Origin of the sequence: Mesobacillus sp. (genome assembly GCF_047739415.1) — a bacterium.
Taxonomy (GTDB): Bacteria; Bacillota; Bacilli; order Bacillales; family Cytobacillaceae; genus Mesobacillus.
In genome coordinates this window covers 18,156-35,490 of the sequence record NZ_JBIQOE010000074.1, presented here as the reverse complement: position 1 = coordinate 35,490, position 17,335 = coordinate 18,156, and the positions used below count along the sequence as shown (strand labels likewise).

Here is a 17,335-nt window from a genome sequence, read left to right as displayed (position 1 = left end):
CCGTCAATTTCCGGACATTGTAGAACGTCATTAACACTTAGGGCCTGATATGATAGGCAGTCTACCGATACTTACTTTTTTAAGAATAGTTTTCATTGGAATCCCAGTTAAGAATGATAATTCCATTGTAGTTAAATATCCACTTTGAAAAGTCAGGAAATTATTTATAGGAATCATTAAATTTGGGCTTAGTTTCATTTCTCCAAATTTTTTTGTTTTTACCCAATAACAAATATCTGATCGTTTAACACCCAATAGAAACTCTATATCTCTAAAGGGAATGTAACCTTTTTTCTTGCTATTATGGAGAATCTGCTCTTTTCCATAAAAAAATATATCTTCTTTTGCTAAAGTTATTTCTTGTATACTTCCCGAAGGATTACAATATTTAATTCTGTTTTCAAGCATTCCGTTAAATAGGAGGGCTGCGTTTCCTGGGCCAATCCATTCAATTGCCTTGTTTAGGGAAACAGGCATTTTTAAATCTTCTTTTACTTGTATTTTTAGGTTTGTTTCCATGGTTTTAATTGTTTTATATGGTACAACCCAGGTACTTACAGCTCCGACTTTATAATGAAAGGAAGGTTTAAATAAATCCGCTTTCAGAATATTTGTCGCTGCTTTTGAACTGATTTTCCATCTCTCCATTAAATCTTTCTTTGTGTAAAAATTTTCGTATTCATTCATCCAGGCTATTAATTCATTCATTATAATTAACTTGAACTTAATATTTTCTTCTTCAATTAAAAATTCATTGAAAAGGTCTTCTTTAGTAAGTCCAGCATTAAATCTTGGACATAAAAATTTTATTTCCTTATTTCTTATGAAATCAGTTTCCCCCCTCTTCAATTCTCCCTTCCCATAATGCTTAGTAAAATAATATTTGTTAGCTTCCCTAATAATTGGTTCTAAAACAGTTGTTGTTAAATTTGGAATAATGTTATTAATAAAAGAGGTGAAATTAGACCTCTTCAAATTATCTGCTCTTTGTATAAAACGATAAAACCCAGTAGGCCAATCTTTAAGTATGTTATACCCGCGAAAATATATGCAAGTAGCCTGTTCAACAGTTTTAGCATTTTTTAAGGAATGTCTTTCTAGCCCCCCGCCATCGTACTCCATACTTAATTCGTCTAACGAAAAATCCTTATTATCCAAAAGTTGAACAGCCCATAGACTAATGAATTCCAAGCAGAATAAATATGTGGGAAAATCTTTAATCCATGGATGCTTTGTGGAGTAAGAATTGTGGTTAATACCATCTTCAATAATATTCTGGAAAGTTATCAAGTCATTATTAGATATTTTTTGAAAAGGCAAGGAACTAATTTTTTGGTTACAGGATTGACAATTGTCCAAAACAATACCACGCACTGTAATATTCGTACCGCAATTATAACAGCTGTCTATAAGCATAATCTTGTGCCTTACACAAGCAGTTAAGTACGAACTTCCCCACACTTTGCGCTGATATTGTGACTCCCTTACACATAAAGGACAAACTCTACATTTTGAATAAAGGAACCAATTATTCTTCTGAATATTATTGAATTTTATGTTCTGTAGTCTTAGAAAGTGGGAATATGTCAAGTGTTGGGCTTCAATTAAGTCTATTCCCAAGAAATTGGACAATTTTTTTAGTTTCTCATTTTCCAGCCAATTAATTTCATTCTCGTTCAATTTTAGTGCAGAAGATTTTTTGAAATTTTCTCTTATCCAACTTAAATTAGTCATTAAATTTTTTTTAGCCGTTCGATAAGTAAAGCTGCATAAAGTTTCATCTATAATTGGCTTTTCGTAAAAAAGAAGCATACCGATCACCTGTTGTATTTTTATACTAATTATTACCAATAATGGTATCTATATTCAGGGGGGGAGTGACAGATGATTAAAGCCAGAAAGATTAAACCAAGCAAAAAAGTTAGTATAAGAGGGAAACATAGAAGTCAAAAGATGTCTAGTATGATTCCTTGGGAAAGCACTTTGGAGAGAGACTATTTAAAAATCGCTGAATTTGATTCAATGATCACATATATTAGCTCTCAACCCATCTCCATAACTTATCTATTTGAAGGCAAGGAAAAAACCTATTTCCCCGACTTCTTGATAAAGACAAGAGATTTTAAGGAATACTTGGTGGAGGTTAAACCGGAAAGCAAAAAATACTTAAGTGAAAATCAAATAAAATTTCAAGCGGGTATGAGTTACGCCAAAGAGAATGGTATTGAATTTAGAATATTATCTGAAAAAGATATAAGAAAAGGCTTTTTATTAGAAAACTTGGATTTGTTAACTGATTCGAGATTCGAATACACTGATGTCAAAATAATGAACAGAATGTTAGATGAACTAAGGAAAAGCCCAGGTGGAATTACCATTGGGAGCTTTAGACAGATAATGAAGATGGAACAAGGTGAATTTATTCTGAATTTGTATTACTTGATTTACAGCCAAAAAATAAAAGCGGATTTAGAAAGGGAACCAATCACCAATCAATCTTTAATTTTTATATAAAGGAGAATGATAATGCCAAGGCATAGCTTCAGTCCTGGAACTAGATTTATGGTTAATGACAATGAATATATCATACGGAAAGTAGTAGACCTGGATATTGAAGTTGAGAATTTATTTTACAAGAAGGTAGAGATTTGGCACATCGAAGATCTTCTGAAAAAGTGGGTTACAGGAGATTTAATGTTTAGATTAAACAATGGAGGAGAAGAGCTGTTAAAAGGTCCACCCCTTAATGAAATGGAACCAGCTAAAAAGGAAGCAGCATTGTATAGATACAAAATTTTGAAACCGATTCTTGAATATGAAGTACAAACAACCACTGAACTATTTTCATATTTGGAAGATCAAGATCCGCCAATTTCAAAATCTACTTTTTATAACTGGCTGAAAAAATGGAATCAAACAGGAGATGTTAGAGCGCTCTCAGATTTAAAAAGGGGACCAAAGAAAAGGTCTACGAAACAAGCGGTTCTAGATATAATCGATGAGGTGCTAAAAGAGTATGAGTACCGGGGTGAAAAATTTGCTACGGAAACTATTTATTCAGAAGTCAGCCTGCGAATTAAGGAAGATAACAAATTTAGAAAAGCAGAAGACAAACTTAAACCTGTTTCTAGGTCAACCATACACCGAAGAAGAATGGAAAATTTAGACCAGCATAAAAAAGATAAAGAAAAGAAAGGAATTGTCCAGGCAAACCTTAATCGAGATGGGGTGAAGCAGGAAGTCTTTGTTAGTCGACCATTAGAGAGGGTGGAGATAGATTGGACGCGTTTGGATGTAATGCTTATAGATTCAACCGATCTTAAACCTAAGCGCCCTTGGTTTGTATATGCAATAGATAGATTTACTGGTTATCCGTTAGGTTTTATTGTGACATTTAAACCAGTTAATGCAGGAGTATTAAAACAATTGTTATTGCACATTATTATGCCTAAAACATATATCAAAAAGCTATATCCTTTGGTGAAGAATGAATGGTTAGCATACGGCATACCGAGTACCATTGTTGTAGACAACGATAGCGTTAATGATTCTTATGAATTTGAAGACGCATGTTATCAAGTAGGAGTAAAAGATGTTCAATTTTGTACAGTAGGAGCAGGGCATCAAAAAGCTGCTATTGAAAGAGCTTTCAGAACTTTAAACACATATTTGGTACATTCATTGAAGGGAACGACCTTTTCTAACATATTCGAAAAAGGTTTGTATGACTCGGAGAGAAAAGCCTGTATCACAATTGAGGCATTTACTTATATGGCTCATTTGGTGATGGTGGATTTAATTGCAAATAGTTATTCCTCAAGAAGAGGAAACACACCTAATGAAATTTGGAACAAAGGAATTAAAGAAAACGAGCACCTTTCACTGATGATACCTAGGAGTGTCAAAGATTTAAAGTTACTCCTGATGGAAGGATCGGTTGTCAGAACTATTCAACCACAAGGAGTTCAAGTTGAAAATGAGTTTTATTACAGTAGAGAATTAATTGAATTAAAAAATGAATTAGAAAAGAACAATCTAAGTAGAGAGGTTCGCATAAGATTTGATACTTCTGACATGCGAGAGGTATATGTATACGATAGAAAAAACAATAAATACATTGCTGCTCAACAAACAGGAATGAAAAGAAAAGAAATAGATATTGAAAGACCTGTTCCGTTTATAAGACTTGAAATAATATCTAAAACATATAACCATAACAAAAATAAAGTGGATCCAACATTAAGGGCAGAGGTGAGACGAAATGTTGAACAATTGGAACAAGATAGTAAGAAAGAGGTGAACAGCTATAAAAAATACATGGATAAAGAAAGAAAAAAAGCCTCTGATTACGTAGGAATAGCACTTGGCTCAGAAGATAATGATGTACCAGAAAATGAAGAAATTAAGATATTAAAAAAAGAAAGGTCTAATTCAAAAAAGAGTAAGGGAAAGAAAAACGGTAATACCAAGACGGAAACAAAGGAAGAAAGTACGTCTTTTGAAACTAAGGAAATTATAGTTTACCCAGAGGTTGATGAGTTGCCAACATACAATGTAAATTATAAAAAAGGGTAGGTAATACAATAATGACAAATTTTAAATACCTAAACGGCTTTCCAGCCGATATAAATGAGATCAGGAACAGAAAAGAACATGTAAAGAAAATTGTTGTTGAGCATCCTAGATATAAGTATATCCGGGATACAATCGAAGAAATCCATCTCTTGTCCAATGGTTCTGTACAGGCGGATAACTTGTACCTTTATGGTGGCACAGGGGTAGGTAAATCAACCGTTTTGAAGGAATACGCAAGTATGTTTCCTCGCCGTTTAGTTGATGGGCAAACAAAAATCCCAATCTTATATTTTAGAGTACCTGTAGGTGCTACGCCAAAATCAGTTGCTTCTAGTATGCTTTTGGCAATGAAAGACCCTAATTATGACAAAGGAACTGAATCGAATCAGACCGAAAGGATTTTACATTTTGTTACAATGTGTGAAGTTGAAATGGTCATTATTGACGAATTTCAACATTTAATTGACAGAGAAACTAGGCATGTACTCAATAGAGCTTCAGATTGGGTGAAAAAGTTCTCTGAAGATGCAAATATTCCTATAATTCTTGCTGGAATGACGGAATCAAAAATTATATTTGACCATAATGAACAGCTTGATCGAAGGTTTACAGAGAAAAAAGAGATGAAGGGATTTAAGTTTTCTACTCGAGATGAACAATTGGAATTCCGTATATTTCTTAATACTATAGATGAGCAGCTTCCCTTTCCTCATCGTGCTAACTTAGCGGATATTAACCTGGCAGAAAAGTTTTTCTATGTATCAAATGGTAATCCTTATTATGTAAATAAAATATTGCAAGAGGCAACAGTTATTGCAGCTAAAAGTGGTAATGATATTATAGATCAAAATCACCTTTATACTGCTTTTAATAAGCTGAAAATATCCAAGAGGCCTAATATTTCAAATCCCTTTAAAGAAGAGAATTTTAATATTGGGGATGCTTTTGCTATTGAGGGGAGACTAAATAAAAATAAAACGGGTAATGCCTCTTAATCACAAGCGTTAAATTTGCAAGTTTTTTTGAAGGAATAGGTAGAGGAAGCTTTAATTTTAGCCAATTGCTAAAATGCAAATTACAAAAATTATTAATAAAATGACTTTAACAATTAAGTGACCCATTTTTTGGAGTCATTTCTTTGTGTAAAGAAGTCTAATTATAAATCCTCGCATTAATATCCTATAAACAATCTTTTTGGTAGGGAAAGCTCCTGTTCAGAAGACTTCATAACCATTTAATCAAAAGAATACTTGTATATTACATTAAAGCATCTTGAAGACATCTTGGGTTTTTCCAATAAAATATGAAAAAAACTTTAATGCAATAAAGAGCACAACTCACTTTTCCAATAAATTATGATTAAAAAAATACAAAAAGTCCTAATATTACAAGGAGTTATTCCAAAGAATTTTGAAAAATTATAATTTAAGATTTCGAAACACAATAACAAAGCGGGAACCGTCAACACCAGGCTCCCGCTTTATTTGTATCAGCTAGGTGGAGGGGCCTGGCCTTCAAGGAAAAATTAAGCAAGTCCAACGCGCTTTCATATATCATAATTTACTCAACCACCCCAGTCCGCAAAATCTCAAACTCAATCTTTACATCGACTTTGCTCTCCGGGTACATGCCATGCCATTTTTCAGTGGTCAGGTTGGCCTGTCTGACACTTTTTCGATAGATCTCACCGAACCCAAATGGATCTGCACCTAAATCACGAGCTTTGTTGATTAAATTTTCAATATCGGAAGTTATTTTTTCCTCGAGCTTTTTTTCTAGTTGCTTAAGGTACTCCGGGTTCTTTAAGTCCAGTGCCTGGTTGATCTCAAGTAATCTCGTTTTTAATTTGATTTTCAGATCGAATTGGAGATTCTCCTTGCTGATCAGGTTCATGTCACTTTTGCTATGGATCGTGTCAAGGACCACTGCGAGCTTGTCGGGACCTTCAAGAGACTCTTGCAGATCAAAACCTTCCTTGTCGATTTCTAGTTCTATCGCACCTGCCTTGTAACGGTCATTGATCAGCTTTAGATAAAAGGCTTCTTTTGCATTGATTTTACCGACCATCTTGTCATTCTTTATCAGGGCCATTCCGGAAATTTTAACTATGCCTTCATCACTTTTTAAAGTGGGCAAGATTGGGTCAATTCCTGGTGCGTAGAAATCATGCATTACTTCCTGCAGGGTGGAAGAGGGGATTTTTTCACCCTTTATGTTTTGATCCAGTTCCTTATATATGAGCTGGCTGATATCGGAAAATTGTTCATTCCTCTGGTTAAGGAGCTTATTTGTACTTCCCTCAACTACCGCAAGATAGGTGAGATCACTGATCGAGGGATCACGTGCAAGTGTATCTGCCAGATTGATGAGGCCTGAGCGGACAACATCTTCACTGAAAAGCGCTACCCGCAGCTGCCCGGACTGCAACTTTTTAGGACTTTTTAAATCGGCCTCATTTCTCGCTCCTTTACTTGTTGCCGACTTAGCGGACAGAATGACGGAACTTTGGGCAGCTTCCGGGTCGATTTGGAGAAGCACCATTGTCGCCAGAATCTGCTGATCCTCTGTGAGGTCATAACCAACTGTTGTAACCAATCCCATTTTTTCAAGTGTTTTCTGTTCTGCACAACCGGCAAGGATGATCACAATTATAACAATTATGAGCTTATTCACTTTTTTGCGCATAGGCCTCATCCTTTTTACTGAAGAATTTCTTTTTGATCAGAACAGCAACGAATAGGAGTAGCGGATAGGCAAAAACAATATAGAGAGCACCCCTTGCGAAGTAGTCGTTAAACAGATTAATCTGGACTCTCGTAAGAGGATAAAGCAAGGTCAGGAAAATAAATGCAAGGAGAATCAAGCTGACTTTCTGTTCTTTTTTATTAAAAATCCTTGAAATTCCCCGAGTGGCTGCCCACATATAGAGCATCAGATTTGGCAGGATCAGCAAGACCCAAAAAGTGATGGCGACGTACTCAAATCTTTCAATGAAAGGGAAACGAACGATTTTAAAAAGCGATAGTGTACCCCAAATCGTCCGTTCAAGCTGGCCGCCGCTGAAATAAGCCAGGGAGACTACCATGAGCGCAAGATAAATGATGGTGGTGAATGCAAGACCATATTGCATATGTCTATGGACCCGATCTTTTTCTTTTAAAAAGGGATAGATGACGTAAATGATTTCAAAGCCGATGACAGTGAATGTCATTTGCTTTGCCCCTCTCAGTATTTCAGTTATTTTCGCTTCGAACATCGGAAATAAGTAGTCCCAATTGGTGAACTGGAAGGGATAGGCGAGCAGCAGGATCAGCCACAAGGATAGGATCACACTGAAGAAGCTGACACCAACAACTGTTCGCAGGCCCCCATTCAAGCCGTAGTAAACAAGGTAAACGAGAGTCAGAGCAAGCAGCCAGTTCGGGACTTCAGGGAAGACCCATGCCTGCAGGACCTCCATATAATTCCGGACGATGATGTGGAAGCTGCCAAGAAAATAGAGAACAAACATGATATTAATCAGGTTTCCGAGCCACTTTCCAAGCACATCATATTGGATTCCATATAAATCCGAATTCTCATACACACTTAATGTTTTCACCATTATGAAACCGATAATGGCAGTTGCAACCCCGCTGAGAATCACAGAAATCCAGGCATCATGCCTCGCTTCCATGTAGATGATTCGCTGGAAGCCCTGGATGCCAACACCCAGCTGCATAGAATGGACTACGAAGATGAGCAGGAAAGTATTGACCATATTTTGGGGCTTAGGCTCGATGTGAACTTTCATTCATAACACCACAACTTAGTTTTTGTTTTTTCGATATCTGTATTTCAATCTATCCAATGGCCTTGTCTGCACCGGACGGCTGTTGGTCCAGCCGATCGGAAGACGAATAATGCTGTCGCGCCAATCTTCAAACCTCGGTGGATAAAATGGAGCCAAAAACGGCGTCCCAAGACTGGATTGGCGAAGCAGATGGATCAGCAGGAAACAAAATCCGACCATCAGTCCGTAAAATCCCCACATTCCTGCCAAAATGATTAATGGGAAACGGAGGATTCTGATGACATTGCCCATCATATAGTTTGGTGTAGTAAATGAAGCAAGTGCGCTAACGGCTATGATGATGATTAGGATGTTGCTGGTGAATCCCGCTTCTACGGCAGCAGTTCCGACGACGATACCGCCAACGATACCCATCGTCTGGCCGACCTTTGTTGGCAGCCGGGCCCCGGCTTCCCGCAGGAGCTCAATCATTACCTCTAGCAATAAAGCCTCAATTATAGGCGGGAAGGGTACGCGCGATCTTGACTCGCCAAGCGGGATCAGCAATGTTTGCGGGATAATTTCATAATGGAAAGTCAGAGCTGCCACATAGATTGCCGTGAAAAAAATCGACACGACCATCGAAAAAACCCTCAAAGCTCTGATAAACGTCGCGATTTGCCACCTGACACTTTCATCCTCCATACTCTGGAAAAATTCGATGAACGTTTGCGGTGCCCCGATAACCTGTACACTGCCATCAACTAGCACGAGCATTTTACCGTTCAACAGCCAGGCACAGGCACGGTCCGGCCTTTCTGTCAGCAGCAACTGTGGAAAAATGGCAAATGAATTGTCTTCAATGAGCTGTACCAAGATCGAGCTATCAAGGATGCCATCAATGTCGATTGATTTAATCCGCTCGCGCATGCGGTCGATCATCTCATCGTCCGCAATCCCCTTCAAATAAAGCAGTGAAATCGCTGAGTTCGTTTGTTTTCCTACAGAATAGCTTTCATTACATAGATTTGGGTTGGTGAGAAAGCGACGGATCAGAGATATATTGGTTGCAAGGCTCTCGTTAAAGGCGATTTGCGGCCCCAAAACCTGAGATTCATTTTCCGGTCGGGTCAATGAACGGTTTTCCTGGGTACCGACCATTGCACTGATGATCACAGGATGGCCTGGTGAATGGACCGCTACGGCTCCTTTTAAAAGTGAATCAACCACGTCATGAACATATTTATGCTTAGAAGTACTGGAAACGGTAATATGCTTAAGCGCCTCGTTTGGGGAAGCATGAGCATCTTCAAGACGAGCGAGAACATCTCCATTCAGCATCTTCTTATCAGTCAAAGTATCAAAGAATATCAGTGTAAAGCCATTCGTGAGTTCCTTGATATTCAAATCCGCACTATCATGAAGTTGCTCCTTCATTTTTTGGATGAAATCGTCCTTATCTACAGGGATTAATTCCTTGTCGTCGAGGTTTTCTTGATTTGCTTTACTATCGACTACGGCTTTCTTATTCTTGAAGAACATAAAAAAATCCCTCCGATGCAATCACCTACTCTACAGGTTTTGCTTGTCTGGGAAAAATTATACTGCTGATAGTTTTTGTGATTGCATTAAGAAAAGCGCAAGTGCTAATGTTAGACACTAATCTAAGTGCTTATATAGAAAAAAGAAGCTGACATTTTGTCAGCTTCCTAGGATAAAACTCCGAGTGAATCAAGGAACACAATGATGATGACCACTGGCACGACAAATCTCATCACATTGTACCAGAGGTTGAAGAGCAGGCTGCCGCCTTTTGTGTGCTGCAGCAGCTCCATGCGCAGTACTTCCTTTTTGATTTTAAGTGGGACGAATATCGAAATCAGTAATACTCCAAGCGGCATCAGGATGTTGCTGACAAGGAAATCAGCTGTGTCAAAGATATTCTTTCCGAAAATCGTTGCTTCCGCCATCGCCCCGAATGATAGAGCAGAAGGGATGCCGAGCAGGAAAATCAATCCGCCGGCTATCCAGGCGAATTTTGTCCGCTTTTCCTGGTTGCCTTTTGCAAGAGTGGCCACTACAATTTCAAGCATCGAGAACGCCGAAGTCAGTGTCGCGAACAGGAACAATGCCAGGAAAAGAAGCAGGAACAGTTCGCCGAATACCATTTTTTCAAAGACAGCTGGCAGGACGACAAATAGCAGTCCAGGTCCTTCCGCCGGTTCAAATCCGAGCGAGAAAACAGCAGGGAATATTGCCAGCCCGGCTAGCAGCGCAATGAAAAGGTTCATTCCGACAACCGACAGCGCAGGCTGGACGATGCTGCCTTTTTTCGGCAGATACGAGCTGTATGTCACCATCACAGATACGCCGACACTCAGCGAGAAGAAGGATTGCCCCATCGCAAACAGCACGCTTTCCGATGTGATGCTTGAAAAATCAGGAGCAAGGAAAAACTTCACGCCAGCAAGTGCGTTGTCCAGTGTCAGTGATCGAAAAATCAAGATGATGAACAGCAGGAACAATGCCGGCATCAGGATTTTGCTTGCTTTTTCAATTCCAGATTGAATGCCCTTAGCGACGACAACAATCGTAATTAATAAGAAGGCAGCCTGGGCAGCAAGGACGGTCCATGAACTGCTGATCGTCTGTCCGAACAAATCTCCGTAATCTGCACCTTCTTCTATTACTCCCCCAGCCAGGCCCTTTACAAAATAAAGGCTGATCCAGCCGCCAACAACACTGTAAAAGCTGAGTAGCACAAAGCTGGTGACGACACCGAGTATCCCAATCAAATACCATTTGCTTTTCGGCGCGATTTCCAAATAGGCCCGGATTGCCTCCTTACCAGTACTGCGGCCGATGACAAACTCCGCAAGCAATAAGGGAAGTCCGATGAATAGTGAAAATAAAATAAACATCAGGAAAAATGCCCCGCCACCGCTCACGCCCGTTACATAAGGCAGCTTCCAGATTGCCCCGATGCCGATTGCTGAACCTGCTGCGGCAAGTATAAACCCGATTTTTGATGACCATTGTTCTTTCTCCATATGTACTCTCCCTTTATGCTCTCTATTTCAGCTGAAGATGATTGATGTCACGGCAAAATAAAAAGCCACGCCGCTATCCATCAATCTGGATAGGGACGTGGCTGAACACGCGGTACCACCCTATTTGGAAGCATGCTGCTTCCCGCTCAAGTTACTGGATAACGGCCAAAACCGTTCCTTTTTTTAAAAAAGGAAAAGCTCCAAGAACGAAATTCACCATGTCTTTGTATCAGTTTCCACCAACCACTGATTCTCTAATAACAGGGAGACCGGCTTAATAGACTCTCTTCAACGCTTCAACTTATTAAAATGTTTGTAGGAATTATAGTATGATAATAAAAAAGTGTCAAGAGATTCTGTCTATTTGCATTTATAATAAGTATATAGGGTTTCGGAAATGGAGGAGTTTACATGCTCACACTAATTAAAAATGGAGAGGTTTTTGCCCCCGATAATCTTGGGAAAAAAGATATATTGCTTGTTGATCGGAAAATCGGGTTCATAAAGGATACAATTGAGGTTCCTGATCATTTCGTAGAAGTGAAGGTCATTGACGCGACAGGCAAGAAGGTCGTTCCCGGATTCATCGATTCCCATGTCCACCTGATTGGCGGTGGTGGGGAAGGTGGTTTCCGCACGAGGACGCCAGAGATTCAGTTGACACAGGCAACGACTGCCGGGATAACGACGCTTGTCGGTGTGCTTGGCACAGACGGGACGACACGGACGATGCCAAGCCTGATTGCCAAAGCCCGCGCGCTTGAGGAAGAAGGGATCACCACCTATGTTCAGACAGGCTCCTACCAGGTTCCGGTCAAAACGCTGACCGGGAAAATTGAGGACGATATCATTTTAATCGATAAAATAATCGGTGCAGGGGAAATCGCAATAGCCGACCACCGCTCCTCACAGCCGACTGCTGAGGAATTAGCCAAAATCGCCTCGGCAGCACGGATTGGCGGGATGCTTTCCGGTAAAAGCGGCATCGTCAATGTACATGTTGGAGATAGTCACGACCACTTGAAGGTGATTGAGCAGGTAATTGAAAATACCGATATCCCAATCAGGCAATTTTACCCGACGCATATGAACCGCAATCCGCATCTATTTGAAGCGGGGATTGAATATGCGAAAAAGGGTGGCTGGATTGATTTTACAACCAGTTCCATTCCGAAGTTTCTGGAGGAAGGGGAAGTTAAGTGCAGCGTGGCCCTGAAACGCATGCTGGAAGCGGGAGTAGATATAGGCCAGATTACCTTCACATCCGATGGACAGGCAAGCCTGCCTGATTTTGATAAAAATGGAGAATTGATCGGCCTGCAGATCGGACAGGTTTCCTCTTTGTACGAGGCGGTCAAGGAAGCTGTTTTAACGAAAGGAATTCCGCTTGAAACGGCCATCCGTGTAATTACGGCCAACCCGGCGGCAGTTTTAAAGCTATCTCAAAAAGGGCGTATTGAAACAGGACGAGACGCCGATCTTGTCCTGCTCGATGAGAATCTCGAGATCGATACGGTCATCGCAATGGGGAGTGTAATGGTAGAAAAAAGGGTTCCGCTAGTTAAAGGGACGTTTGAATGATTAGAAGAACCTTGACCGAAAGAGTAGTCAAGGTTCTTCTTTTTTATGAACTATAATATTCAGGTATCTATGTTCCACTTGGTCGATATATCTGGAAAAGTGGTCGATATATTCGAAAAAGTGGTCGATATAATTGGAAATCCGCCGATATATTCAAAAATGTGGTCGATAAAATCTTATTTTCGCCAATAAAATCCACTTTACCTGAAATCTGAAACGGAAATACCAGTGATTAATTAAAGTATTGCTGGTAAATAGCGAAAAACCGGGCCACCGCCCGGTTTATTTTAAAAAATCATATACAAAACCAATCCGCCAACAGCTCCGGTAACAACGACAATCCATGGTGCAAGCTTCCAATACACGAGCATGCTGAACAACACAGCAGCAAACACGAAATCAATCGGCTCTAAAATAGAACTCGTCCAGATTGGATGGTAGAATGCTGCAATCAGGATTCCAACTACCGCGGCATTGATGCCCATCAAAGCGGAGCTGATTTTGCTGTTTCGTCGTAATGCGTCCCAGAAGGGCAGAGTCCCGAGGATCAGCAGGAATGCCGGCAGGAAGATGGCCACAGTCGCTAGCAGACCGCCTTGCCAGCCGTTGATGATCGCTCCGATATAGGCTGCGAACGTGAACAATGGTCCCGGAACTGCCTGGGCAGCGCCGTAGCCTGCAAGGAACGCTTCTTCACTCAGCCAGCCTGTTGGCACGAATTCACGCTCGAGCAGCGGAAGGACAACATGGCCGCCGCCGAAAACGAGCGATCCTGAACGGTAAAAGCTGTCGAACATCGCGATCCAGTTCAATGAAGTAGCTTCTCGTAAAATCGGCAGGAGGATGAGTAATCCGAAAAACAGCCCGAGGCTAACATAGCCTACACCTTTGGATATCGAGAAACTCATTCTTTTATCATCGACAGCGGCATGGGACTTGAATAAAATGTATCCCAAAATTCCAGCGATGATAATGACGCCGATTTGGGTGAATGCAGTCTGCCACAGCAAAGTCACCGCCAGTGCGAATAAAGCAATCGTCTTCCGCGGCAAATCGGGAGTCAGCTTCTGCGCCATCCCTAAAATAGCGTGTGCTACCACTGCGACAGCGACGATTTTCAGGCCATGAATCCAGCCAGCGTCCCCAATATCAAAACCCTGTAAGATGATTGCAAAAATTATAAGAGCCAAAACAGAAGGCAGGGTAAACCCAAGGAATGCGAACAGTCCGCCCAGCAATCCGCCGCGCATCAAACCAACACCGATGCCGACCTGGCTGCTTGCGGGTCCGGGCAGGAACTGGCATAATGCCACTAAATCTGCATAGCTTTCTTCATCCATCCACTTTCTGCGGCGGACATATTCCTCATGGAAATAACCCAGGTGGGCGACAGGTCCTCCAAATGACGTCAGGCCAAGCCTGGTGGAAACCATTAAAATCTCCAGCAACAACGGGAGCGTAACACTTTTTTTCTCTGTCATTTCTTTAACTCCTTCATAACTAATTGAAAACGGTCATTGAAAAACGATTTATAGGCCATTTGCAAATATAAAATTACCGTGAGTGACACGCTTCCGACAATCCCGAGCATGATGGCAATCTGATATTCTACTGCAACAATGGGGGAAGTTCCGGATAATATTTGTCCTGTCATCATTCCCGGCAAGAATATGATTCCCATTCCGACCATTGAATTGATCGTTGGCAGCATCGCAGAGTCAAACGCCTCGTTGACGACCTTTCTGGCGGCAACCTTTGGAGTGGCGCCAAGCATCAGTGCTCCCTCAATCTCGCCCCTGTGTGATGCAAATCCCGAGATCAAATTATTCACACCGAGCGAAACGCCGGTCATTGAATTCCCGATGATCATCCCGGCAATTGGAATGAAATATCTAGGCTCATACCAAGGTGTGACATCGAGGACAACCAGAATGAAAAAGAATAAGCTCGTAAGGATGCCAATACCCATTGCATAGGCGATCTGCTTTTTCATCTTAATGCCAAGCGGATGCTTAGTCCGTTTGTAGACATTATAAATCGCAAAACCTTGCATGATGGCAATGATTCCTAACGTATAAAATGGATTTGGATTATCAAAAAGATAGACAAGCAGGTACCCGACCAGGACAAGCTGGAGGGACATACGCACAGTGGCCAGCAGGATTTCTTTTTCCCGCCGAATCCCGCGAACTTTGACAATGACGATCAAAATCAGGATGAAGATATATGCCGCTGCAATCTGCAAAAACGATAGGTCCATCACATCTTCCATCAGCTCACCCCGCTTTCGAGGGAGTATTCAGCCATATCAATTGTATTTTCTGCTACCAGCTCCGCCAGTTCCTTAGAGTGGGTGATCATGATCACCGTTTTTGCATTCTTTTTTGCATAATCATAAAACCTCGTTAACACGGTCCTGGCAGTCTCCTCATCCAGCGCGGAGGTAGGCTCGTCCAGCAAAAAAACTTCGGGATCAAGCAGCATGGCCCTTGCCCAGGAAAGCCGCTGTTTTTCGCCTCCGGAAAGATGTTCCGCGTCATCGCTTAGCTTTTTATCCAGCATGAACAGCTTTAACAGCGTTTCCATTTCAGGCACATCAGCTGCTTCTTTTTCGGAAAAAGTAAGACCGATTTGCAAATTATCTTCAATGCTGCCGGCAAAGATGACCGGCGCCTGCGACACCATCACAACTTTACGTCTGAGCTGTAGCGGATCGATATCACTGACGGGTGTGCTTTTAAACAAAATCTCTCCTTCGTCAGGACTGGACAGATCATTCAAAAGTCTCAACAGCGTTGACTTGCCGCTTCCGCTTGGTCCAAGGATACAAGTAAACTGATTTTCTGGAATCGTCAGCTGCTCGATTTGTAAAATACCATTCACTCTGACATTCTTCAGTTCAAACATGCTATTCCTCCAATCAATCTTTGATTTCCTTGAAAAGTTCGTACGCTTTCTTTTGTGCTTCCTCAAGCACTGAATTGCCTTTTTTCGTTGTTCGATAGTATTTGCGGATTTTGCCTTCTACATTTCTTTCTTCTTTTAAAAGTAGCCCGTCAGATTCCATACTGTGTAAAATCGGATATAGAGTGCCAGCGCTCAAACTGTAGCCATGTTCTTTAAGCTCCTCCAGCATCCACAACCCAAAAATCGGCTGTTCCTTCGCGTGGTGCAAAATATGGATCTGGATGAATCCGAGAAAAAGTTTCCTAAGAACTTTATCCTCCATAAATAATTCCTTCTTTCCTTGATATCGAAATCCAATAACGAAACCCGATATCATTTTAACCTATCTTAAAAATATTTCAATTATTTTACTTTATCTTTGCCCTAGAGGAGGGGAAATCTGCAATAATCAAGCCATGAATTTCACATCAGATTTTGCAGGTTGAAGCAACCTTCCGATTAAATGAATCAACGCCGAGAGCAAAATCTGCATGCATTCTCCACTTTTTCACGGTATGATAGAATTAATTTTCAGAAAACTGGAGAGGGAGGTAGGATTGCAATTGGAAGGAACAGAAAAAACCATAAAGCTGGCGGTAAACGGGGGAATTAGTTTTGGCGCCAAGCTGAATGCCAGGCAACTGCTCGTCCTGGCGAAATATCTGGAAGATGATCAGGAACTGGAGCTGACGACATTCCAGCAGCTGTATATTGAAATCCCGGAAAGCCGTAAAGATGAGGCAATAGCCGAATTTGCACAGGCCGGACTTAGCTGTTATCCAGTAGGGAGCTTTGTGAAAAGCCTGCGCACATGCAATTTCTGCAAAGGGGCGGAGGAGGAAGGGATGCCGGTTGCAATTGAACTCAACAAAAGGATCGCCGGCAAACCTGTTCCGTTTACCCTGAAACCAGCTTATACTGGCTGCCCTGTTGGCTGTGGCGAACCGCTTATAAACGACATCGGCATCATGAAAGTGAATGAGTGCTACAACCTGTATGCAGGTGGGAAATCAAAGGGACAAGATGCTGCGGCTGGCACTTTGTTATTCGAACAGCTTACTCCGGATGAACTGTATCAGAAGGTTGACAGGCTTATAGAAATATATAGTGAGCAAGGAAAAAAACGCGAACAAATGCATAAATTCATCAACCGCTTTGGAAAAGAGGAGTTAGTTGGATTATTGAAGTGATCATACTGAGGGCAACTGTATATAATATCAGAAGTGAATGTTTCCTAAATAGCTATATTAGTGATGAAATGTACCCATATGGTAAGTGAAAACATTACATAATTGTTATTTAAGCACTTCTTCTCACAAAACTTTAAGTCCGAAATGCCGTCCTTTTGTCTATATAAGAGCATAAGCCACTCAGGCTTATGCTTTTTTAAAAAAAAGACTCCAGTACAGAA

Annotated in this window: 14 protein-coding genes, 1 pseudogene and 1 other annotated feature; of the genes and pseudogenes, 5 read left to right on the top strand and 10 right to left on the bottom strand. The window is 40.9% G+C overall.

The genetic code is table 11. The features are described 5' to 3' along the window. Nucleotides 1-30: 30 nt before the first annotated feature. Both ACH0QE_RS06550 and ACH0QE_RS06545 read right to left on the bottom strand, forming a co-directional pair. Entirely contained in the window at nt 31-1,158 is a 1,128-nt protein-coding gene (locus ACH0QE_RS06550; RefSeq protein ID WP_415799892.1) for a hypothetical protein, read from the bottom strand. 264 nt (nt 1,159-1,422) lie between these two features. Then, nucleotides 1,423-1,812, bottom strand: a pseudogene (locus ACH0QE_RS06545) (TniQ family protein); the annotation flags it as partial. A 72-nt stretch (nt 1,813-1,884) separates the two neighbouring features. Between ACH0QE_RS06545 and ACH0QE_RS06540 the strand changes: the two are divergent. The 3 genes from ACH0QE_RS06540 to ACH0QE_RS06530 are packed head-to-tail and all read left to right on the top strand — an operon-like array spanning nt 1,885 to nt 5,570. Next, nucleotides 1,885-2,514, top strand: a complete 630-nt coding sequence (locus tag ACH0QE_RS06540; RefSeq protein ID WP_415799888.1) for a TnsA endonuclease N-terminal domain-containing protein — start codon at nt 1,885-1,887, stop codon at nt 2,512-2,514. Nucleotides 2,515-2,526: 12 nt separating this feature from the next. Beyond that, complete coding sequence (locus ACH0QE_RS06535; RefSeq protein ID WP_415799886.1) at nt 2,527-4,575, top strand: Mu transposase C-terminal domain-containing protein; 2,049 nt, start codon at nt 2,527-2,529, stop codon at nt 4,573-4,575. Nucleotides 4,576-4,586: 11 nt separating this feature from the next. Beyond that, entirely contained in the window at nt 4,587-5,570 is a 984-nt protein-coding gene (locus ACH0QE_RS06530) for a TniB family NTP-binding protein (protein ID WP_415782063.1), read from the top strand. A 565-nt stretch (nt 5,571-6,135) separates the two neighbouring features. On the opposite strand, the gene ACH0QE_RS06525 is transcribed toward ACH0QE_RS06530, so the two are convergent. From ACH0QE_RS06525 to ACH0QE_RS06510, 4 genes are all read right to left on the bottom strand, one after another. Continuing rightward, entirely contained in the window at nt 6,136-7,260 is a 1,125-nt protein-coding gene (locus ACH0QE_RS06525; RefSeq protein ID WP_415799885.1) for a Ger(x)C family spore germination protein, read from the bottom strand. Further along, the gene (locus tag ACH0QE_RS06520; protein ID WP_415799884.1) at nt 7,241-8,368 is read right to left on the bottom strand and encodes a GerAB/ArcD/ProY family transporter; all 1,128 of its coding nucleotides are present in this window, start codon (nt 8,366-8,368) and stop codon (nt 7,241-7,243) included. Before ACH0QE_RS06520 ends, ACH0QE_RS06525 begins: the two co-directional genes overlap by 20 nt. A 15-nt stretch (nt 8,369-8,383) precedes the next feature. Further along, a complete protein-coding gene (locus ACH0QE_RS06515) occupies nt 8,384-9,889 on the bottom strand; it encodes a spore germination protein (protein ID WP_415799883.1) in 1,506 nt (501 codons plus the stop codon). A gap of 167 nt (nt 9,890-10,056) precedes the next feature. Then, nucleotides 10,057-11,397 carry a sodium-dependent transporter gene (locus tag ACH0QE_RS06510; protein WP_415799882.1) on the bottom strand — a complete coding sequence of 447 codons (1,341 nt, stop codon included), beginning with the start codon at nt 11,395-11,397 and terminating at the stop codon, nt 10,057-10,059. A gap of 88 nt (nt 11,398-11,485) precedes the next feature. Continuing rightward, nucleotides 11,486-11,698 (bottom strand) — a binding site (T-box leader). Between the two features lie 110 nt (nt 11,699-11,808). Here ACH0QE_RS06510 and iadA point away from each other — a divergent pair. Then, a complete protein-coding gene (iadA, locus tag ACH0QE_RS06505; protein WP_415799881.1) occupies nt 11,809-12,978 on the top strand; it encodes a beta-aspartyl-peptidase in 1,170 nt (389 codons plus the stop codon). A gap of 287 nt (nt 12,979-13,265) precedes the next feature. Here the strand turns inward: iadA and chrA are convergent, their stop codons facing one another. Genes chrA through ACH0QE_RS06485 form a run of 4 tightly spaced genes read right to left on the bottom strand, consistent with a single transcriptional unit; the run spans nt 13,266 to nt 16,207 of the window. After that, the gene (gene chrA, locus ACH0QE_RS06500) at nt 13,266-14,459 is read right to left on the bottom strand and encodes a chromate efflux transporter (RefSeq protein WP_415799879.1); all 1,194 of its coding nucleotides are present in this window, start codon (nt 14,457-14,459) and stop codon (nt 13,266-13,268) included. Beyond that, nucleotides 14,456-15,250, bottom strand: a complete 795-nt coding sequence (locus tag ACH0QE_RS06495) for an ABC transporter permease (protein WP_415799877.1) — start codon at nt 15,248-15,250, stop codon at nt 14,456-14,458. The genes chrA and ACH0QE_RS06495 overlap by 4 nt, the downstream gene beginning before the upstream one ends. Beyond that, nucleotides 15,250-15,885, bottom strand: coding sequence for an ABC transporter ATP-binding protein (locus tag ACH0QE_RS06490; protein WP_415799876.1), 636 nt, complete (start codon nt 15,883-15,885; stop codon nt 15,250-15,252). Before ACH0QE_RS06490 ends, ACH0QE_RS06495 begins: the two co-directional genes overlap by 1 nt. Nucleotides 15,886-15,898: 13 nt before the next feature. Beyond that, a complete protein-coding gene (locus tag ACH0QE_RS06485; protein WP_415799875.1) occupies nt 15,899-16,207 on the bottom strand; it encodes a PadR family transcriptional regulator in 309 nt (102 codons plus the stop codon). Between the two features lie 280 nt (nt 16,208-16,487). Between ACH0QE_RS06485 and ACH0QE_RS06480 the strand changes: the two genes are divergently transcribed. Continuing rightward, nucleotides 16,488-17,114, top strand: coding sequence for a nitrite reductase (locus tag ACH0QE_RS06480; RefSeq protein ID WP_415799891.1), 627 nt, complete (start codon nt 16,488-16,490; stop codon nt 17,112-17,114). Nucleotides 17,115-17,335 lie beyond the last annotated feature (221 nt).